The organism is Pseudoalteromonas luteoviolacea DSM 6061 (assembly GCF_001625655.1).
In the GTDB taxonomy this organism is placed as follows: Bacteria; Pseudomonadota; Gammaproteobacteria; order Enterobacterales; family Alteromonadaceae; genus Pseudoalteromonas; species Pseudoalteromonas luteoviolacea.
This window is the reverse complement of record NZ_AUYB01000126.1, coordinates 92,362-113,408: the sequence shown is the minus strand read 5'-3', so window position 1 is coordinate 113,408 and position 21,047 is coordinate 92,362. Positions and strand designations below refer to the sequence as shown.

Annotated in this window: 19 protein-coding genes; 7 read left to right on the top strand and 12 right to left on the bottom strand. The window is 41.2% G+C overall.

What is annotated here, in order from left to right:
- Positions 1–42 precede the first annotated feature (42 nt).
- From N475_RS19065 to N475_RS19030, 8 genes are read right to left on the bottom strand one after another with little or no spacing between them, the layout of a single operon-like run.
- Positions 43–1,086: an FkbM family methyltransferase gene (locus N475_RS19065; protein ID WP_063356956.1), complete on the bottom strand. Its 1,044-nt coding sequence runs from the start codon at positions 1,084–1,086 to the stop codon at positions 43–45.
- Between the two features lie 55 nt (positions 1,087–1,141).
- A complete protein-coding gene (locus N475_RS19060; RefSeq protein ID WP_063356957.1) occupies positions 1,142–3,451 on the bottom strand; it encodes a glycosyltransferase in 2,310 nt (769 codons plus the stop codon).
- A gap of 8 nt (positions 3,452–3,459) precedes the next feature.
- Positions 3,460–4,140, bottom strand: a complete 681-nt coding sequence (locus N475_RS19055; protein ID WP_063356958.1) for an acetyltransferase — start codon at positions 4,138–4,140, stop codon at positions 3,460–3,462.
- A gap of 12 nt (positions 4,141–4,152) precedes the next feature.
- Positions 4,153–5,010: a glycosyltransferase family 2 protein gene (locus tag N475_RS19050; RefSeq protein ID WP_063356959.1), complete on the bottom strand. Its 858-nt coding sequence runs from the start codon at positions 5,008–5,010 to the stop codon at positions 4,153–4,155.
- A 9-nt stretch (positions 5,011–5,019) separates the two neighbouring features.
- Positions 5,020–6,102 (bottom strand): DegT/DnrJ/EryC1/StrS family aminotransferase, encoded by a 1,083-nt coding sequence (locus N475_RS19045; protein WP_063365802.1) that lies wholly within the window; start codon positions 6,100–6,102, stop codon positions 5,020–5,022.
- Positions 6,099–6,971: a sugar nucleotidyltransferase gene (locus tag N475_RS19040; RefSeq protein ID WP_063356961.1), complete on the bottom strand. Its 873-nt coding sequence runs from the start codon at positions 6,969–6,971 to the stop codon at positions 6,099–6,101. Before N475_RS19040 ends, N475_RS19045 begins: the two co-directional genes overlap by 4 nt.
- A complete protein-coding gene (locus N475_RS19035) occupies positions 6,968–8,011 on the bottom strand; it encodes an NAD-dependent epimerase/dehydratase family protein (RefSeq protein WP_063356962.1) in 1,044 nt (347 codons plus the stop codon). The genes N475_RS19040 and N475_RS19035 overlap by 4 nt, the downstream gene beginning before the upstream one ends.
- Positions 8,012–8,059: 48 nt before the next feature.
- Positions 8,060–8,785 carry a cytidylyltransferase domain-containing protein gene (locus N475_RS19030; RefSeq protein ID WP_081215912.1) on the bottom strand — a complete coding sequence of 242 codons (726 nt, stop codon included), beginning with the start codon at positions 8,783–8,785 and terminating at the stop codon, positions 8,060–8,062.
- A 157-nt stretch (positions 8,786–8,942) separates the two neighbouring features.
- Between N475_RS19030 and pseI the strand changes: the two genes are divergently transcribed.
- The 5 genes from pseI to N475_RS19005 are packed head-to-tail and all read left to right on the top strand — an operon-like array spanning position 8,943 to position 14,397.
- Entirely contained in the window at positions 8,943–9,983 is a 1,041-nt protein-coding gene (gene pseI, locus N475_RS19025; protein WP_063356963.1) for a pseudaminic acid synthase, read from the top strand.
- Positions 9,983–10,225: an acyl carrier protein gene (locus N475_RS19020; protein WP_063356964.1), complete on the top strand. Its 243-nt coding sequence runs from the start codon at positions 9,983–9,985 to the stop codon at positions 10,223–10,225. The genes pseI and N475_RS19020 overlap by 1 nt, the downstream gene beginning before the upstream one ends.
- The gene (pseG, locus tag N475_RS19015; RefSeq protein ID WP_063365801.1) at positions 10,225–11,802 is read left to right on the top strand and encodes a UDP-2,4-diacetamido-2,4,6-trideoxy-beta-L-altropyranose hydrolase; all 1,578 of its coding nucleotides are present in this window, start codon (positions 10,225–10,227) and stop codon (positions 11,800–11,802) included. Before N475_RS19020 ends, pseG begins: the two co-directional genes overlap by 1 nt.
- Entirely contained in the window at positions 11,802–13,313 is a 1,512-nt protein-coding gene (locus tag N475_RS19010) for a class I adenylate-forming enzyme family protein (RefSeq protein WP_063365800.1), read from the top strand. Before pseG ends, N475_RS19010 begins: the two co-directional genes overlap by 1 nt.
- On the top strand, positions 13,285–14,397 hold the full coding sequence (locus N475_RS19005; RefSeq protein ID WP_063356967.1) for an FkbM family methyltransferase: 1,113 nt from the start codon (positions 13,285–13,287) through the stop codon (positions 14,395–14,397). The genes N475_RS19010 and N475_RS19005 overlap by 29 nt, the downstream gene beginning before the upstream one ends.
- A 73-nt stretch (positions 14,398–14,470) precedes the next feature.
- Here the strand turns inward: N475_RS19005 and N475_RS19000 are convergent, their stop codons facing one another.
- Genes N475_RS19000 through pseB form a run of 3 tightly spaced genes read right to left on the bottom strand, consistent with a single transcriptional unit; the run spans position 14,471 to position 17,794 of the window.
- Positions 14,471–15,607 (bottom strand): Gfo/Idh/MocA family protein, encoded by a 1,137-nt coding sequence (locus tag N475_RS19000; RefSeq protein WP_063356968.1) that lies wholly within the window; start codon positions 15,605–15,607, stop codon positions 14,471–14,473.
- A 10-nt stretch (positions 15,608–15,617) separates the two neighbouring features.
- A complete protein-coding gene (gene pseC, locus N475_RS18995) occupies positions 15,618–16,796 on the bottom strand; it encodes a UDP-4-amino-4,6-dideoxy-N-acetyl-beta-L-altrosamine transaminase (protein ID WP_063356969.1) in 1,179 nt (392 codons plus the stop codon).
- Positions 16,793–17,794 carry a UDP-N-acetylglucosamine 4,6-dehydratase (inverting) gene (gene pseB / locus N475_RS18990; RefSeq protein WP_063356970.1) on the bottom strand — a complete coding sequence of 334 codons (1,002 nt, stop codon included), beginning with the start codon at positions 17,792–17,794 and terminating at the stop codon, positions 16,793–16,795. The genes pseC and pseB overlap by 4 nt, the downstream gene beginning before the upstream one ends.
- Before the next feature lie 226 nt (positions 17,795–18,020).
- Here pseB and N475_RS18985 point away from each other — a divergent pair, with 226 nt between their 5' ends.
- Both N475_RS18985 and N475_RS18980 read left to right on the top strand, forming a co-directional pair.
- Entirely contained in the window at positions 18,021–18,809 is a 789-nt protein-coding gene (locus tag N475_RS18985) for a flagellin N-terminal helical domain-containing protein (RefSeq protein WP_063356971.1), read from the top strand.
- Positions 18,810–18,958: 149 nt separating this feature from the next.
- Entirely contained in the window at positions 18,959–20,398 is a 1,440-nt protein-coding gene (locus N475_RS18980) for a sigma-54 dependent transcriptional regulator (protein WP_063356972.1), read from the top strand.
- A 19-nt stretch (positions 20,399–20,417) separates the two neighbouring features.
- On the opposite strand, the gene N475_RS18975 is transcribed toward N475_RS18980, so the two are convergent.
- Positions 20,418–21,023, bottom strand: a complete 606-nt coding sequence (locus N475_RS18975; protein ID WP_063356973.1) for a DNA-3-methyladenine glycosylase I — start codon at positions 21,021–21,023, stop codon at positions 20,418–20,420.
- Positions 21,024–21,047: the final 24 nt, after the last annotated feature.

Genomic DNA, 21,047 nt, shown 5'->3' with positions numbered 1-21,047 from the left:
ACAACGTCTCACTACCAAATTAGGCAGTGAGACTCTTCATTTTTAGGCAGGAATACAGTACAACACAGTTTCAAACCACTCATCGGAGTGGTGTCCAATGTACATATCATAACCATCGTACATTTCGTCAATCATTTTTGGGATTATCCAAAAGTCATCAAAATGATGGTATAGACAAATCGCAAGTGTAGGTTTGTGTGTCTGGATAAAGCTTTTTGCGCCATGTAACGCTTCTATTTCAGCCCCTTCGATATCCATCTTAAGGAAATCTGGCGATACATTATTTTCACTAAGAAAAGTATCTACAGAGGTTACGGGGATTTCTATATCACCTGATTCACTGATGTTGCATCCAGCAGCAGCTTGCACTGCACTTGAATTGAACTTGAGTACTTCTTCTTTTGACCACAAGCCTTTTTCGACAATTGATATCTGTTGGCGAAGGTGATCCGTGTTTAAGGAATTATAACACAGCGTCAAATTGTCTTTTTCAGGCTCAAAAGCATAGAATCGAGTATCTGGCCCGAAATGCTCTAGCATTTCTATTGTTGAGATACAGTCGAATGCGCCGCCATCTAACACTGTATTGGCGCTGGTTATTTTGGGGTGGAGATACTGTGGGTAAGAGGAGCATGGGAAAAGCTTTTCACGATTGCTAATATACGCACTCAAGTTATCCAAAACGTCTCTGGAGTCTTGATCTGATACTCTTTCATACAACCATTGTAGATTGTCAGCTCGGTCAGCCGTCAAAGGTTGACGAGCCGTCGCGATATGGCTCAAGTCAATAAAATTATCGACGCCCATCTCTTTTAGTTGCGCGGCAATCTCAAAGTGCCATGTACTTGCGATAGCTATTGGGTTTGAAGCTAAGTTTTCCTTTGTTGGGGCAAGAACTTGAATACCGTGAAATTGCTTGCCATGTTTTGCTGGGTCATTATCAAAAATCGCTACAACGGTTTTGTTTTTTTGCTGAAGTAGTTCTATGGCTTTTAGTCCACATGTACCAGCGCCAAATACCGAGAACTGCTCATTACTTTCTATGTACTTTATTATTTTTTGATAGTTTTTTGTCAATTCATTCATTGTAAAAAAACTCCTAAATTAAATTTATTCCAAGCGTATCCTGGGTCGAATGATCTTAAATTATCGCTTTTTTAAATATTCGTTCTTCAGGGATGTTTAAGCGAACAAATCGCTTTTTAATTTGTTCATAGCTCTGAGATGCGGCAATTAATACTGGTAAGTCACTTTCAAGGATCTTTTCAGGTGCAAGAACAGGGCGATCCATAAAGGTATCACTAGTAATAAACTCTTTGTCTACGACGAAAAAAGCAACTTTGGTATTTTCGAAAAACAGTGAATTTTCTAATAGGAACTTGGATTGCCAACCTGTTCCCCAGATAATAATTTCTTGAGTATCATGCAAATCAGCCAAGAAATCTTTGTATCCGTGAATGGTTAGAAGCTCACGTACGGACTTAAAGTCAGCGTTGGTAATACTGGATAGTCTAGCTCGTAATAGGTCGTCGAAGAAAATCGTGGTGTAGCCACTTTTTAACAACAAGCCAAACAACAAAACTGCCGCACATATTACCTGATGGTCGAGAATTTCATCTTTAAAGTCACAGCTAATTTGAAAGTTACATGCTTTCAATTCAGGGTGCTCATTTAGTTTATCCAGATACGCTCTTATCTCTGTAAAGGCGCTGTTGTCTGGCCTTAAAATATATTTAATGGTGATATTTTCTGAACTAACTTTCGCATATTTGGCCAGGTTTTCTATGACCTCAGACAGTTTACTTTTACCGCGAACACTTAAGAACGTTTCGTCAGTACCTGCGTCAATACTGGTGACAACCTTTACGTTCTTATTTATTAGAGACTGTTCAATGGTGGGAGAAAACTTAACAGAATTTGAAAGTACACGATGCACTGCTTTAGGGGCATCTTCAATAATCTGAGGCAACAATGAGTCAAAGTCTCGCCCTAAGCTTGGTTCACCACCACCCCAAACAACATTTTCGCAATCGTGCAGATACTCAGCTCCTTCTTTGGAAGTAAGAAGCGCTTTTATATCGTAGGTACTTTTTTTGCCACCATAGTATTTTTCGTCGCAATATGAACACTTCAAATTGCACACAGAGTGGTGTTCAAGCGACAGGTATTTAACCTTCTCAAGGTTATTGCGACCCCAATCTTTGAATTCAAGGTAGGGACACCCATCACAATCGGTTTCAGAACCATTATTTAATGCGGTTTTGAGTTTAACTTTTGCAGCTTTTATTTCTTCAATAGTGATATTGTCTTGAATGTCTTTGATCAGGGTTACGTCACCGCGGATCTCTGAACCGACAAAAAAGCGTTTACAGCAAGCTCTTACTTCGCTTGGTGCTAAAAATAATGAGTGTTCTAAATCTTTACAACTCCATGTACTTACTGCTATCTCTTGTACTCGGCTAAAAAAATCGACTTGATTTGCCTTCGTTTCAAAGCTTTCAAAAGTCAACAGAAGCTGTGTAAGCTTGTGGTACTGGGTTGTATTAAATTCATAGGAATTAGGTAAGCTAGTACACACCTGCGCTTTTAAAGCCAATAGAATTTGCGCTGTTTGCTGCTCATTCAAATGCAAAAAGTTTTGGGTATTTCTTATTCTTGTGGCTGCGATGGCGATGATGCCACTGTAAAAGGATAATTCAAACTGACTAAAACACTGTTTAATTTTTAAAAATGAACGGATCTCAGAGTAGGCTCTGGCAAACCCTTCGATATGCTTAAGAGAGACAGAGTTGACAATGGAGTTTTCTCTAGAGTCTTTAATATATACAATCTCATCAAATACACGAAGGCTTTTAGAAAACCAATATACCTTCAAGAGAAAATCAACATCCTCATGGTAACCTGAAGCAAATTTAATTTGGTTGTCAGTAACAAGGGAGCGTTTAATGGCACTAAAAATAACCGAGCCATCCATTTTCAGACTAAGGTAATCTTCAACTAGCTCAGTTTTACTTTTTATCAGAGACACTCGATCCTTCTTCAGTTTTGTTAAAGGGGAACGACTATCGGCCCAAGAAAAAGAGACAACGTCATCGTTAGCTGCGTCAGAGTTGAGAAAATTGAGCAGCTGTGCAAGGCCTTGATGTTGCCAGACGTCATCGGCGTCAATGAATAACAACCAATCGCCAGTAGCATGATCAATAGCAATGTTCCTAGCGGAGCCTGGGCCTTGATTTTTTGTCGATTTGACCAGCTTAATTGCTCTATTTTGTAAACTTTGTATGAGACTCTTTTCTAGTTGCTCAGCGGTGTCATCTTGTGAGCCATCGTCAACAATAATCCACTCTACATTAGTATAAGCTGCAACAATGCTCTTGACGTGTTCAATGAAAGGCCCAACGTACGCTGTTGCATTATATATCGGCGTGATTATAGAAAACTTATATTCCATCTGAACTCCTAATGGTTACTTCGATGAATACTGGACAACTTTAAAAAGTCTCTACTATTTATCGGTAAGCTTTCACTTTGCTTTACAGCATAGGTCTCATTTTTCTTTGTGTTCTTAACGACAAGAGCCCCAGCACCAATAAAATTACATTGTGCAATTGCAATGTTGTTTCCTATAGTTGCTCCAACGCCCAATACACTGTTGTCACCAATTTCAACATCACCAGCTATGGTAACGCCAGAGTTTATCCAAACATTTTTCCCTATTTTACAATTATGCCCTATGTCAACACCGGTAGAAATAAAGGTGTTTTCACCAATAACTGATCCGGCATGAATGGATGTATGTTCAAGAATGATGCTACCTTTAGCGACTTCAACGCCATGCCCTTCGATACGCGGATTTAAAACCAATTGAGCTGGTTGAAAGCCTTTTGCTTTCATTTCGTTAAACTTTGACTCTCTAATTAAGTTCATATCTTGAAAGCCAATTGCCACCGCAAAACAGACATCTTCTGGATCAAGGTACGCTTCAATAGACTCAAAAGGGTAAACAGGAAGCCCTTCGTAGGTCTCTGAACTAATGTACTTTTTGTCCAGAGCGTACCCCACTAGCTGGTATTTTTCTTTTAAGTATGGAGCTAGTGTTTTGGCCATATTTCCACATCCAACAATCACGAGAGGTTTCATATATTCACTCCATTAAAATGTGCCTGATGGCTGTGATACGAGGCCTAATTTTTGCCCAATACGTTGTTTGTAAAACTCCGCCAGTTCAGAATTCTCTGTGCGGCGATAATATCTATATAGCCAGAAAAAATTGAGCGCTTGCATGTCTTGTGCTAACGATGAGTCCAATGATGTAAACACCCCACCGACATGCCTGCGATACAGAGAAGGGGAGATATCAAACATGAACTTAGACTTCCCATGCGCACCTAATAGAGATGCGAGAAATAAATCACCAGAAAAAGCTTTATGGAATTCACTAGGTATAACTCCTAGCACATTTCTATACATAGCAGTCTGGGTCATTATTCCACCCCAGCATTTCTGTAATTCTACGCCCGTAAAGTCTTTTCTATAAAAGTCTGGTAAAAAGACCGGCTCGATGACTTCATTCTTCTCACAAATAGAGGTCACATCATGTACTGCAAGTACGTAGTCTGGATTAGCATCTAGGAAAGTAATTTGTTTTTGCAGCTTATCAGGGTCAGTCCATGCGTCATCTCCCTCGAGTGTTGCAACATATTCAGAGTTACATAATGGGAGTAAAATATCCGCTACTGGTCGAACACCTTGAGAGTAAAGATTCTCATCAGGCAGTACCGGAATAAAAATATCGGGATACTTGTCACAATAGCTTTGGACTATCTGCCTGGTGCCATCGGTTGAAGCATCGTCATATGCGAGTACTTGAAAAGAGTAATCTGTTTCTTGCAGCAATATACTGTCTAATGCCTGCGCCACAAACTCTTCATGATTATAAGTGATGAAAATAATCGTTAGTTTATTTTTATTGACGACGCGATTTTTAAGAAAGCTTTGAGGATCTATCATTCTACTCACTTATTTAACGAAACTACATATTTCTTCTATTTGAGATTTAGGTTGCCCAAAAAACAGAGGAAGGCATAAGACTCGTTGCGAAATATGCTCCGCAATCGGTAGCTGCCATGTTTTTCCCTGACTTTTTACACATTGCATTTGGTGAATGGCCGGGTGGAAGTACCTTCGAGGGTATATCCCCTTATCATTAAATTGTGACAAGGTATTTAACAGCTCAGTTTCCGAGTTGAATAGCACGGGCATGTATGACGGGGATATCTTGCCGTCGAGTGGAAGCTGCTGAAATTCGACTTTAGATTCAAGCAGTTTAAGGTAAAGGTCTTTTTGCTGCTGTCTATCTTCTTCAATTTTGCTTAAATCGTCTAATATGGCAAGGCCCATCGCGGCGTGAAATTCGCTTAATTTACCGTTTATGCCGGGACTTGCAGCATCTTCACCATCTAAGCCAAAATTAATCATTTTTTGGGCCAGAGCAAGCTCATCTGCTTCTTTGAATGTAATTCCACCTCCCTCTACGGTGTGGAAGAGTTTAGTTGCATGCAAGCTGAAGCAGTTAATATCCCCATGTTCTAGTATGCTTTTTCCATCATCGGTTTTTGTCGTCACGGCGTGTGCAGAGTCATAAATGACATCAAAACCATACTGAGATTGCAGTTTTGCTAAATGTTCAACATTACACGGGTTACCGAATGTGTGTACAGGCACAATGCAGTTAGGTCGATGGCCAGAAGCAAGCTGTTTTTCTAGCAAGTCCGAGTCTAAATTCCATGTGCTTTTGTTTACGTCGCAGAAATCGACATTTGCACCTTGCCACTCCAAAGCCGAATAAGTTGCTTGGAATGTGAAAGGGGTTGTTGTTACCTTTTTATTGGCGAGATTTTTAATTTTAAAAGCAATTTGTAATGCCATTGTGCCGCTAGAAGTAAGTAGAAGGTTTTGTACACCTAATTTTTCTTCAAGCCGAACAGTCAACTCTTTGACCAAAGGGCCATTATTGGTGAGCCAATTTCTGTCATAGATGCCCTCTACATACTTCATGTATTTTTCGATAGGAGGCAAGTAGGGAGAGGTAACAAAAATCATTTTAACTCCGTCAGTACTTTGTACAGATATTCTCCATACGTTGTATTCTCATGGTGTTGACAGGCTTGTTCTACAGCCGCTTTTGTTAGCCAGCCCTTTCTGTATGCTATCTCTTCTAAGCAAGCAATTTTAAATCCTTGCCTTTTTTCAATCGACTGAATGTAAATTGAGGCTTCCATTAGGCTTTCACTTGTGCCCATGTCTAACCAAGCGTAGCCGCGACCAAGCACCTCAACACCAAGTTCAGACTGATTGATATAGGTATTCAATAGATCTGTGACCTCGAGCTCACCACGACTTGAAGCGCTGAGTTGTTCTACATAATCTAAAGCACAGTTATTAAACATATAGAGACCAGTGGCAACCTTATTAGACTTGGGTACTTCTGGCTTTTCTTCAATTGAGTCTACTTGGTTGTCTTTGTTGTATGAAATGACACCAAAACTGCGTGGGTTTTTAACTTCATAGGCAAACGCGGTTGCATGCTTGAGTTGTTTTTTTGCGTTTGTTAAAACAGGCGTCAGACCTGGTCCAAAAAAGAAGTTATCTCCAAGGATAAGGCAAAAAGACGACTCCCCAATAAAACTGCCAGCTTGCTTGATGCCGTCAGATATGCCTTTTGCAGAATTTTGAGTAACGTACTCAATACTTATGCCAAATCGTTCTCCTGAGCCAAGAAGTGACTCAAATGACGCTCTATCACAATCCCGGCAAACAATAGCGACTTCTTGAATATCAGCCAGCATAAGAACAGATAAAGGGTAATAAATCATGGGTTTGTCAAACACAGGTAGTAAGTGCTTGTTAACCCCCTTTGTTACTGGGAACATGCGTGAACCAGTCCCACCAGCTAAAATGACACCTTTCATAGCTCATGCTCATCTAAGTGAAGGATCTCGCCAGACAGCTCTGTATCCTTTACAATTTTATGCCAATGAATGAGCTGCTGGTACCAGTTTAAGGTAATAGTGTCAGGGGTATTCTTGAGATCCCCTGATTGTAATTTGGCTATAATTTCATTGACGCCATAGTACACATCATATTGTGGCTGCCAACCCAAAACTGAGTGCACTTTGTCAAAGTTTACTTCATAACTGCGCACATCAGGGTCACCGTACCAATCAATCGGAATATCTTTGCCTAAAATCTTTTTAGCAACTTCACAAACACTATTGGCCAGTTCACTTAGCTGATAGTTTTGCGGGTTCGATCCCGCATTGAATATTTCGCCATTTATTTTTTCTGCTGGCGTATCAAGCAGTAAACACATTAGCTCAGACGTGTCCTTTACATGCAGCATAGGTCGTTTTTGTGTGCCATCCCGCATTAACGGCAAGCGGCCATTTTCATATGCCCCCAATGCCATACCGTTGATGGCCAAATCAAAGCGCATTCTTGGGCTGTATCCAAACAGCGTTGCTTGTCGAATGACTGTTACGCAATACGAGTCATCAGCAAGCGCTAACACATCGGTTTCAGCTCTTTCGTTGGCAATGGCGTATGTCGTTAGCGCGTTTGTTGTCGACAGCTCGGACACCTTGTCTTTTTGAAAGCCGTAAATGCTACAACTGGAAGGCAGAATGTATTGTTTTACACCTTGTTCTTTTGCAATTTTTGCTGTTCTGGCACGGGATTTGTGGTTGATGTCGTAAGTGATATCCTGAAAAAGTTCACCGCTCGGATCGTTCGAAAGTGCGACCAAATCTATTACTGCGTCCACGCCTTTAAATAGGGAAGCATCAAGCGCGCGGCAATCAAGCTTGTGCTTACTTAAATTGTTATGTGTCGGTAGTCTATCCCCAAAGTAAAAGCGGTCTATTGCAATTACATGGTGACCTCTTTCTAATAGGAGTCTTACCAGTACGCTACCAACATACCCTGAAGCGCCCGTGACTAATATTTTTTTCATACCATTGCCCTAGATAAATTTAGAGAGACAAAAGCAAAATTTATACCGCTATGCAGTTTTTTGCTCAACATGTTGGTTAATTGATGAGATTTCAGGCTGTGTTGTTAGGGCTTGAATTAAATCTTCATAACTAAACTGTGTATTAAAATTAAAATAATCAAACAAAGACTGAAGCATTTTATAATCGTCGGGCTCATCTAGCGTAATTCTGTAATGGCTATGATCCTCACCTGCGCTGATATTCATGACATTTAGGTCCTGAAATTTAGTCATCCCCAGTGTAACGTGTTCTCTATCTGCTTTATGCGTTGCCTTGAGATGCGTTTGTTCGAGCAGTTCGTAGTTGAAAACACAAGTATCTAGCCCGCGAGGAAAGCCAGAGTGGGGGCCAAGAGAAACCATATCATATTGATTGTTCTCGAAAAGGCTTAAGGCTTTATCTAAGAGCGTTGGGTCAATGAATGGACAGTCGCTGGTTAATCGAACAACAATATCATTTTTGGCCGCGCCAAAATGCGTGGCGGCTTCGTAATATCTACCTAATACGTTTTCTGTATCGCCGCGATAAAATTGAATGCCATTTTTTTGACATACATCCACGATGGGGGCTTCTGTGTTGTCGTTTGTCGTGGCGACGATGATGTTCTTTTGAAAGTCTTTTAAGCGCAGAAACATAGTTTCTAATACAGATTGATTACCAAAAGGCAGCAATACTTTTCCAGGCAGGCGTGTAGACGTCATTCTAGCTTGGATTATAATGAATACTTTACTCATTAGTCTTTAATTTAATTGGAATTAATCCATTTAAACGATAGCATATTAAAATTAGCTGTAAAGCTTTGAGCCGTAGAACCGATATCTTAGTCGTATATATTTGGAATATATTTTGCTTCGATTAAAAGAAACAAGCATATTTGCCGGAGTGTAAAATTTGTTAAAACCAGAAATTGTCATTAATGACAGGATAATAGGGCATAATCACCCATGCTATATTATCGCCGAAATGTCGGCCAACCATGGGCAAAGCCTTTCTAAAGCAAAAGAGCTTGTTTACGCTGCTAAAGAAGCTGGTGCTGACGCAATAAAGCTACAAACCTATCGAGCAGATACGCTCACTATGAAGTGTGACTTACCGCATTTTTATATCAATGAAGGTCCTTGGAAAGGTCAATACCTCTACGACTTGTATGAGGGGGCATATATGCCTTGGGATTTTCATGCGCAGCTGTTTGAACTTGCGAACAAAATAGGCATTACTTGTTTTTCGTCTCCATTTGATAGCACGGCTGTTGATCTGCTTGCAGAGCTCAATGCACCAGCCTATAAAATCGCTTCTCCAGAGTTGATCGATCACGACTTAATTAGAAAATCTGCTCAGACGGGTAAACCACTGATCTTATCCACCGGCGGTGCAACATTGCCTGAAATTGCAGAAGCTGTAAAAGTTGCAAAAGATGCTGGGGCTACAGAAATTGCCGTTTTAAAGTGCACGAGTACTTATCCTGCTCCTCCTGAATCAATTAACCTGAATACAATTGCACATTTGAAAGACGCATTTGGTGTACCCGTTGGTTTATCAGATCACACGCTTGGTAATAATATCCCAATTGCCTCAGTTGCAGTGGGCGGTTGTATTATCGAAAAGCATTTTGTCATGGACAAAACGGAAAAAACGGCAGACAGTTTTTTCTCGATGAATCCAGAAGAGCTAAAACAACTCGTTGATGGGGTGAGACAGGTAGAGAGTGCCTTGGGTACAGTCTCATACCCTGATGAAGGCTCAAAAGCGAGACGATGCGTGTATCTGGTTAAAGATGTTGCCCAAGGTGAGATACTCACTGATATGCATTTAGCGCAAATGCGCCCTGGTGGTGGAGAAATACAGCCCAAAGAAATTAAGTATGTTGTAGGGCGAAAAGTGGTTAAAGATATGCCGCGTGGTGCGCAATTAAAATGGGAAGATTTGAGTTAATGAATAGTGCAGAATTAAAAAGCTTTTTTAGTGACTTCCTTGAGCAAAGAGGCGTTGAGGTTGCAGAGGGTGACATTGAACAATATAACTTTGTTGAAGAAGGAGCATTAGACTCATTCGAACTGCTCTCTATGATTTTACAAATTGAGTCTCAATTTGGCGTCAAGGTTACTCCTTCAGAGCTAATGGATGAGTCAAATGCTCAATTGGGCGCATTGATAAATACAATATTGGCGAAGTAATGCGTTATCTATTTCGAGTTAATACTTACCAGGGAATTGGTCATCTAATGCGCTGTCGTTGGCTTGCAACAGCGTTGCAAAGTCAGGGGCAAAGCTGCTGTTTTTTTGTTGATAAGAACACCGATTTAGACGCGTTGTTCGATTCATTCCCTTTCGATATAGTTCAATTAGAAGCTGACCTAGCTGAAAAACAGGATGCTCAGCAGTTTATTTCGAGTGCACAATCGAAAATTGGTGATCTCAGCAGTGTATCCGTTGTTGTAGATAACTACCAACTGGGGGCGCAATGGGAAGCTGACATTAAAAAGAGTGGTGCTCGCGTGATCGCGCTGGATGATATACATCGTACTCATAGTGCGGATGTGGTGATTGATCAGCGCTTAGACTTGAGTGGTGAGCGCAATTACAGCGCTCTAGTAACTCAAGAAACCTCTTTGCTACTTGGTCCTGACTACACGCTTTTAAATCCAGTATACGAAAGGGCTGTCAATAAGGGGTCGCTCGCAGGGAATAATGTATTGATAAGCCTCGGCGGGGGAGGAGACTGGTCTCAGATTGAGGGTTTAGTCCAAAAACTGGCTGAGCAGCGCAAAGTTAGCCTGACAGTAATCGTGGGACCCCAAGCAAAAAATATACATTATTTACATCAGTTACAATCGAGTGGCCTGATAGAGTTAGTTGAATCACCTGAAAGTTTAATCGAATATTACCAACGTTGTGATCTGTTCTTTGGAGCTTTGGGCACTTCGTTATATGAGTTGGCCGCGACCCTCACTCCTGCATTAACATTTGCACTGGCGCCAAATCAAGAAAATGACTGGCGGTCCCTTGATGCACTTGGGCACTTTTTCCATTTAGGCAATCTTAAACATATTGACTTCGATGATGTAATGCAGGCCATCTATGCTTTGCTAGACAATTTAGTGGCAGTTAAGGCGATGAGAGAGGCTGCACCTGTTCGTATTGATGGTCAGGGCGCTAAGCGAATCGCTCGCTTTTTAAATGGCGAGGATATAACCCTAAAAACAGAGCGTAGTCAAAGTGATGAGTGTTTGAGGATTAATGACCACCTGAGCTACAGAGATGTCATTGACCAAGATATCAATTTGTATCGCAATGCCAGAAACAGACCCAACAATAGCGAAAAAATGACTGTGACACAGGATGTGAAACTTGGAGAGCACATCAAATGGTGGTTTAACAACCAGCGTCACTCACAGATTTTGTATTACCAAGGTGCACCAACAATTGTGATGTGGCATCAACTGGTAAGATTTGATGAACAGGAATACCTGATAGGTGGATGGTTTACCACAGATGTAACCCCAAGTTTTGATGTGGTCACAGCAGCGCTTGAATGGCAGCTACAGCAAACTTTCAAATCACATCCAAATGCGGCTTGGATTGCCGTTATTAATAAAGAGAATAAATTTGTTAATTTGCTAAACCAGTATTTGGGTTTTCAGCGCAGTAGAGAGCACACTCACTACTATCTTGCAACTCAACGAGCTTTTCCAAAAGCGACTGACAATGACTTTAACTTTGTCCATTTAGAAAATACCAAAATGGAGCGCTAATGCAGAATATATTTGAACTTGTAAATAAGCAGCGAGTCGCAGATCCCCACAAGGTTGCAATCGTTTATGAGGGGCAAGAAGTAAGCTATGCAAAGCTCATTCAGGAGACATTGAAGTTAAGCCAAGGCTTGAAGTCTTTGGGCCTTGGTAAAGGTCAACGAATTGCACTTTTTGCACCGAATGGTATCGAGTACGCGATAGTTTTATTAGCGGCGGCAAAGCTTGGTGTCGCTGTGGTGCCATTGCCAATAACATTGAAAGGCATGGCGCTAATTAATGCATTAAAAAAAGTCCCAGTAGCTTGCACAATTGCTTGGTCTAGCGTGTCGTCAGCATTATTAGAAAGCAATGTCATTGAGCCGGGACGTCTCATCACGCTAAATAAAAAAGTCGGTGATGAATTAGAGTGGCGCGCTTTTTTGGATGCACAACAAAATGATGATGAGTCTTTTGAAGGGGGCGGCAGCGACCCCTATATCTTGACTATGACATCGGGTTCAACTGGTGAGCCAAAGCCGATTGTATTGAGCCAACAATGTAAAATAGCGCGAGCATTTGAAGCTACAGTTAATTATTACTCTTTATCAAAAACCGACGTTGTGCTGGTGTCAACACCCCTATACCACTCTTTAGCTGAGCGTGGTTTGCTAATGCCCCTAATGCTTGGGGCAACCACTGTTATCATGCCTAAGTTTAACATTAATAAATGGTTTGATTTAATTACAAATTATGGTGTGACATTTATGTTTTCGGTTTCGAGTCAGCTCGAATCGCTTATCCCCGAGTTGCAAAAGGGGCATGATCTATCATCTTTAAAATGTATTGTTAGCTCTTCAGCGGTATTGCCAAGTGAAACAAAGGACAGACTACTCCAGCATTTAGATTGTAGGCTACACGAATGCTATGGTGCCTCTGAGGTTGGGGTAGTCACAGATTTTTGTGTCAGTGAAGACCGTCATAAACGTGGTAGTGTAGGGAAACCTTTGCCATTTGTGTCATTGAAAATTGTAGATAAAGATGGCTTACAAGTTGCTCCATCAGAAGTTGGAGAGATTGTCTGTACTACAAGTACTGCTTTTAATGGTTACCACAAGCTTCCCGAGCAGACTAAAAAAGCCTACGACAAAGATGGCTATTTTTCGACAGGAGATCTTGGCTACCTAGATGACGATGGTTACTTGTACTACGTGGGTAGAAACAAAGAAGTGATCTCCACTGGGGGGATCAATGTTTACCCTCAGGACATCGAATCAGTGATTAAAACCCACCCGCACATTGCTGATTGTGTGGCCTTTGGGATCCCAGACCAAAAATTTGGAGAGGTGGTCAAGGTGGTCTATGTTTCAAATGAAGCAGATAGCGTGATTGATGAAATGGAAATTCGCAAACTGTGTTTTGAGCAGTTAACTGATTATCAGCAGCCTAGGGAGTTACTCCAAGTTCCTTGCTTGGAAAGAAGCGGTCTTGGAAAAATCCTACGTAATGAAGTCAAACTTAAGTACAAGCATTAATATGGGTGAGCAGCACATGGCTAAAACACTTATCGAGCGATTTTTAAAAAGTGACGAAAGGAAGTATATTTTTGGCACGACATCCGAGGCAAAGGCACTTATTGCACTTTGCCAACAGCAGGGTATTGAAATTGCTGGCGTGATCGATAATTTTTATCAGGGCGAGCAGTTTGAGGGGGCTCCCTGCTGTAAATTGGTGGATGCCATACCGCAGTCGCTGGTCTTGTCAGCTGTGACCAATAGTAGGCCGCTAGAGGTGGCTGAGTTGCTTACTAAATCGGGCTTTACTCATATTGATTACTATAGCTTTTTCAGACTATCAGGACTTCCATGCCCTACGATTGATTTTTGGGCAGGTGCAGAGCAGCATTGGCACAATAATGGGCATAAATACCGTGAAGTTCGTGAGTTATTTGAGGAAACTAAATCAAAAGAAATATTTGATGCGGTGGTGTCTTTCAGAACCTCATACGACCTCGAGCATATGAAGGGCTTTGCCTTTGATATCAGTAATATGTATATAGAGCCGTTTGTATTGCCATTTAAAGATGAGGGCGTCTTTTTCGATCTTGGCGCGTTCGATGGTAGCGACACATTGCGGTTTTTGAGTCTGTGTGACTCTGGTAAAAGCTATATGTTTGAACCCATTCCAGAGCAAGTTGACAAGCTTAATAATATTGCCAATAACACCGACAAAATCTCTGTCGTACCGGTAGCTGTTGGTAATGAATCAAAACAAGTACAGTTCTGCCTCGGTGGCACGTCATCAAAAGTGTCAACCGATGGAGAGCCGCTTGAAAATAGCATAAAAGTACAGCAGCTGAGCTTAGATGAATTTTGTGAACAACACCATGTTGTACCAGAGTACGTGAAAATGGATGTAGAGGGAGCAGAGCAAGACGTCATTTTGGGGATGGAAACTTTACTCACTCAGCATAAACCCAAACTGGCGGTAAGCGTGTATCACAGAGTTGAGGATATTATTGATATTCCTCTGATGATTAAACGTGCAAATCCAGAGTACAAGTTTTATCTGCGCCATTATACTCAAGGATACAGTGAAACAGTATTGTTTGCTGTGTGATATGTTCAGGTAAAAGAAAAGCGGCCTCCATAATAAATAGAGGCCGATATGTCATTTCTAAAATTACACTGCGCTAGGCGTCAATAATTTCCCACTTGTTTGATTTGCTGGAGGTAACGGCAGTCTCAAAAAGTTGTAATCCACATTTCGACTGCTCTAAGCCAAAGACATATTTATTTGTCACCGGATCACCATTTTTATATTCGCTGAGAGCTTCATAAATATCGGTGTAAAGGTTCGCAAATGCCTCAACAAATCCAGTTGGGTGCCCTGGCTTCATTCGATTGTACCTGAATTGATTGGCATACGTGCAATCACCTGCACGGTCTAGAATTTCTCTTCTGCCATCACTGTAGCTAATTTCAAGCTCATCAGGATTAAGTTGGTACCATCTTGCACTACCTTGCGTGCCATAGATGCGGATTTCTAGGCCATTTCGATGCCCAATGGCTGTTTTTGACATCCACATAGTACCAGAAATATCATTTGGATATTTAAGTAACATGGTTACGTCATCGACCAGTGACTCAAAGTCAGAGTGATTAGAGAAATGTGCACAAGTTTCTATAGGCTCACACTCTAGTAAGTAACTAGACAAATGGTGTAGGTGAACGCCTAAATCAAGGCAAATTGTGGGGACACTATAGTCTTGTAAACGCCAAGGCTGAGGTTTACTTGGCTGACCAGCGATATCAGGTGGACGCTTGAAACCTTCTTGTGGCATCTCAAGGTGTATTTTTTGGATTTGTCCCAGTTTTTGCTGTCCAATTAAGTGCTTTAATTCTCGCACCATGGCGTAGCCACTATAATTGTAGGTAACAGCTAAAAAATGCTTTTTAGGGTTATAAACCTTAGCAATTTCTTCAATATCATTTAAACCACAGGCGAGCGCCTTTTCGCAAATGATTGGCAAGTCTGCTTCGAGTAATTTAGTAATGACCTCAACGTGGTGGGGAGTAGGCGTTAGAACGACAACAGCGTCGATTGCGTGCTTTTCTTTGTCTATAAGCTGTTGCCAATCATTGTAAACTCGGCTCTCGTCAATAGCCCAATGTTTTGCTGTCTCTGCGTTGACTTCTGGATCTCTACTAAAAGCGCCAGCAACGACTTGGAATTTGTTATCAAGCTGAGCGGCTGAAAAGTGCACATACCCTACAGCGGAATTGGCGCCTCCACCAATAAAAGCGATTTTTAAGTTCTGTACTGACATGCATGTATTCCTATTGAGGTTGCTGTTTCAATGTAATGAGGGTATCGACCAGTGTGGTTGCTATGTACTCTTGGTCACTTGCTGAGAGTTCTGGAAATAAAGGCAGGGTGATTGCGCTATGATAATACTCCTCAGCATTAGGACAATGACCTGGTTTGAAGCCAAGTGACTGATAATAAGGCTGTAAGTAAATTGGAATATAATGCACATGGCAGAAAATCCCTTGAGCACGTAACTCTTCGACAAGTCGCCTGTGTAGGTCTGGACTAGTATCATTGATCCTAACAACATATAAATGATAAGCGTTGTACACACCGGCTTGTTGAGATAAAGGTGTTATCTCCTCACTTTGTGCAAACAGTTTTGTGTAAGTTTGTGCAAGTTGATTTCGTTTCTCAACAAACTCATCTAACCTTTTTACTTGCTGTATACCGAGTGCTGCGTGTAAATCAGTCATTCGGTAGTTAAAACCAAGCTCTTGCTGCTCATAGTACCAAGGACCGTCAGCTTCATTGTGTAATAAATCTTGCTGAGCAGTTACACCATGACTTCTGAACATTTTTAATTTAGCGTTTATGGTTGGGTCATTTGTAAGCACCATACCTCCTTCAGCAGAGGTAATGATTTTAACTGGGTGAAAGCTAAAAACGCAGATGTCTGAGTATTGGCAATGGCCAACTGGCGAGTTGAGGTATTTTCCACCAACAGCGTGCGAGGCATCCTCGATGATCTTAAAACCATAAATTTGAGACAATTCACTTATCGCTTTCATGTCGCAACATTGACCTGCAAAGTGCACAGGTATAAGTACTTTTGGCAGCGTATTTGTTTGTTGCGCTTGTTTAAGCCTAAGTTTCAACTCTGTTATTGATAAATTCCCCGTTGCTGGATCAATATCGATAAAGTCGACTTTTGCGCCGCAATACAGCGCACAATTAGAAGAGGCAACAAATGAATTTGGTGATGTCCAAACAATATCGTTATGACCTACATTCAATGCTAAGCAAGCAATATGCAACGCTGAGGTTGCGCTATTAGTTGCGGTGGCGTACTGCACTTGGCAGTATTGGGAAATCACAGTCTCAAATTCAGGCACTTTGGGCCCTTGAGTAAGCCAAGGTGACTTGAGCACTTCTACAACCGCATCAATATCTTGTTCAGAAATTGCCTGCTTGCCGTACGGGATCATAGTAGCGCCTTTTTATTAAACTCTACGATCTCCTCTACGGATAAATACTCATTGTTAGACAATGAGTTATATTCAAAACCAGGTGCTACCGCATGACCTTTTTCATTCAGCGCATTGGTATCGAAATTATTACTACGGCTGCTGAACTTAATTCCTGGAGCAATAATAAAGTGATCTGTAAACTCAAAGGTATTAAAAGATAGATCTTCAGGGCACATCACTTCATGGAGCTTTTCACCTGGTCTAATGCCAATAACTTTTTGTTTAAGTCCCGGCGCCATTGCTGTGGCTAAATCTGTTATTTTAATGGACGGAATCTTAGGTACAAAAATCTCTCCACCTAACATACGTTCGAAATTTTTGAGGACGAAGTCGACACCCTGTTGCAAACTAATCCAAAACCTTGTCATGTCAGGGTGAGTAATTGGTATATGGTCAGCTTTTTCGTCTATAAATTTCTGAAAAACAGGGACTACAGAGCCTCTTGAGCATACCACATTTCCGTATCTGACAACGGAAAAGAGCGTTTTGTGTCCACCTGCAATGTTGTTTGCTGCTACGAATAATTTATCTGAGGCGAGCTTGGTTGCGCCATACAGGTTAATTGGGTTAGCTGCTTTGTCGGTAGACAATGCAATCACTTTGTCCACATTACAATCAAGGGCTGCCTCTATCACATTTTCAGCACCATTGATGTTAGTTTTGATACATTCCATTGGATTGTATTCAGCGGCAGGTACTTGCTTTAATGCAGCAGCATGAATGACGTAATCCACCCCTTGCATAGCACGTCTTAACCTTTCTCTGTCTCTTACGTCACCAATAAAGTAACGCATACAAGGTTGGTTAAATACTTGCTGCATTTCGAATTGTTTTAGCTCATCACGAGAAAAAACAATAATCTTTTTAGGGCTATATCTCTCTAGTAGCGTTTTGACGTATTTTTTACCAAAGGAGCCTGTGCCGCCAGTGATTAGGATTGTTTTATTATCAAACATATTTTACCCATCTAAAGGTGCAATCATTTCTTTACACTGTAGAAAAAAGTATTAGGTAAAGACTTTGCTTCCGCACCCTAAAAAAAAGTGATTACTCAATACTTTATATCACTTTTTCAAATTTTGCAGTATTTAAACAAGACTCATGAGTTAATTTATCTCTATAGATGACTTTTTGAGCGAGTGGGCGTAGACTAAGAGTACGAGCACTAGACTGGAGAGTGTGATGCAAATCAATTCGCCAAGTAACTCTTTCTTTAATAGAACAGAGCAAACAAACAACAAGTTGAACCAACAATTGGCAACTGGCAAAAGAGTAAATTCTGCTGCCGACGATGCTGCTGCGTTGCAGATAATCAATCGATTGAATTCTCAACAAAGCGGGTTTGAGCAGTCAATAAGAAACGCTTATGATGGAATTTCTTATTCTCAAACTGCCGATTCAGCGTTGTCTGGTGTTAATGACGCGGTTGGGCGTATTAGAGAATTATCAATTCAGGCTGGCAACGGCGCTTTGTCAGACAGTGATAGGCAAGCTCTGCAAGATGAAGTGTCTCAACTTCAGACTCAGATAACTGAAACTTTTGAAAATACGACGTTTGGTGGCGACCCTTTATTTGATGGCCAGCAATCAAGCTTTCAAGTTGGACCAGATGCCAACACGACGCAGAGCTTTACACCGACTGATGGTTCGGTAGCTGCTGGTATTTTAAGCGTTGATATTTCCACTCAAGCGGGAGCTCAAGCCGCTATCACCGCAGCCGACCAAGTTGCCAAAGATGTAAATTCGCAACGTGCTGAGCTTGGTGCGTTTGAAAACACATTAGACAGCACTATTAGAGGCCTTGGTAATCAAAGTGACAGAATTGCAGAAAGCCAGAGTAGAATTGCTGACACTGACTTTGCGCAAGCAGCTGCTGAGCGCACTGCGAACGATATTTTGTCTCAAACTTCTATCGCATTAAGAGGCCAAGCAAACCAGTCTGCATCTTCTGTTTTGAGCCTTCTACAGTAAAAATCAATACTTTTGTATTGATATAGAACATACTCAGTGGCATTTATTTGGCGTTTATGTCAATAAATTGCCACTTAGGTATTGCATCCCTTCCACACTCCCTTACAATCTCCTGTATAGACTTATAAAAACACTTGGATCCAATCCAAATGATACTGATCATCGATAACAACAATAATCGTGCTTCTGGTTTAGCTGCTGCACTGACATTTTGCGGCCAAGCTGCAAAAGTATTAGCTGAGTCAGAGTTTACACCCGAGTCGGTCAAAAAATATCAGGAATGTACAATTGTACTTGGTGCTTTAAATGGATTGGATCACGAGCAGCACATTAAGAAGTTACCTGCACAGCCATTTATTTTGGTTGGAGAGACACTGAGACCTTTAATGTCTCTGGCGAATGTTATCGGCTTGATCAGTGAACCTTTCAGTCACGATGTCACGATGCAACTGCTACATGACTGTCAACAGTACTTAAGTTTATTGCCAGGACAAAGTAGTCAAAATAGAGATGCAAAATCATTTGATGGTCTTGTCGGTGATACTGAGGCTGTGAAAGAAGTCAGGTTTTTAATTTCACAGGTTGCTAAAACTGATGCCAACGTTCTGATTCTAGGTGAATCAGGAACGGGTAAAGAAGTGGTAGCACGAAATGTACACCTTTTATCAAATCGCTCTACAGGGCCATTTGTGCCTGTAAACTGCGGCGCTATTCCTGGTGAACTACTTGAAAGTGAACTATTTGGTCATGAGAAAGGCGCATTTACCGGTGCTATTTCAGCACGAAAAGGGCGATTTGAGCTTGCTCAAAATGGCACACTGTTTTTAGATGAAATAGGTGATATGCCATTGCAAATGCAAGTGAAATTGCTCCGAGTATTGCAAGAGCGTAGCTATGAGCGAGTTGGTGGTACCAAGGCGATTCAGGCTAATGTGCGAGTTATAGCTGCAACACACCGCAATCTTGAGGATATGATTGAGACAGGCAAGTTCCGTGAAGACTTATTCTACCGACTTAATGTATTCCCGATCGAAAATCCTTCGCTTAGTCAACGTGTGGACGATATACCTTTATTACTTAAAGAGCTGTTGCGAAGAGTCACGGAGCAAGGTAACAAAGGCGTAAAGTTCACTGACAGAGCAATCGAAAGCCTCAAATCACATGCTTGGCCGGGTAATATCCGAGAGCTGGCTAATTTAGTTGAGCGTATGGCGATTATGTTCCCTGACAAACTGGTCGATGTCACTGATCTACCAAATAAATATCGATATATCGAAGTGGAAGCTTTTGAGCCTGAGTATCCCGAAGAATTGAGAGAAAAGGACGCGTTTAACGAATTGTTTAGTGAAGGCTTTAGTGATTTTGAAGAGGAAGATGAGCTAGATAGTGTTACTGAACAGCCGCTGCTTGGTTTGTTACCTGATGAAGGGATTGAATTAAAAGATTATTTGGCTGAACTAGAGATCAGCCTAATTACACAAGCATTGGAGCGTTATGATTACGTTGTTGCACGTGCCGCTGAGATCTTAGGTGTCAGACGAACAACACTTGTAGAAAAAATGAAAAAGTACAATCTGAACCGAGATTAATCACCTTGGTTCAGAATGATTAGCACAGTAGGGATCTTAAATCTAAATCTTTGGTGCTTTCTATTAATGGCTGCTTTCTAAAGCAGGCATTATCGTGGTCATTAACCATGCCGCAAGCTTGCATATGTGCATACACAGTTGTTGGGCCTAGAAATTTAAACCCTCTCTTTTTCAAATCCTTGGCAAATCTTTCACTAATTTCGCTGGTGGCAGGGTAGTCCTCTTTACTGCGGATATCGTTAACAATGGGCTTAAAATTAACATATTCCCATTGATACCTAGCAAAACTACCAAACTCTTTTTGCACTTCAATAAAGCGCTGAGCATTATTGATAGTGGCCAGTATTTTAGCTTTGTTACGCACAATCCCTTTATTGTCCATAAGCTGAGTGACATCTTCATCGGTCATTGTCGCGACTTGTTCAACGTTAAAGCATTTAAATGCGCTTCGATAATGCGCTCTTTTTTTCAAAATTGTGTACCAACTCAGGCCAGCTTGTGCCGACTCAAGTGTAATAAACTCAAAAAGCTTATTGTCATCCCAAATTGGTACTCCCCACTCTTCATCGTGATAAGCAACGTAGTCTGGTTTACTCTCATCGAGCCATAAGCATCTAGTGCACATATTGCTTCCTTAAAATCCTCTATG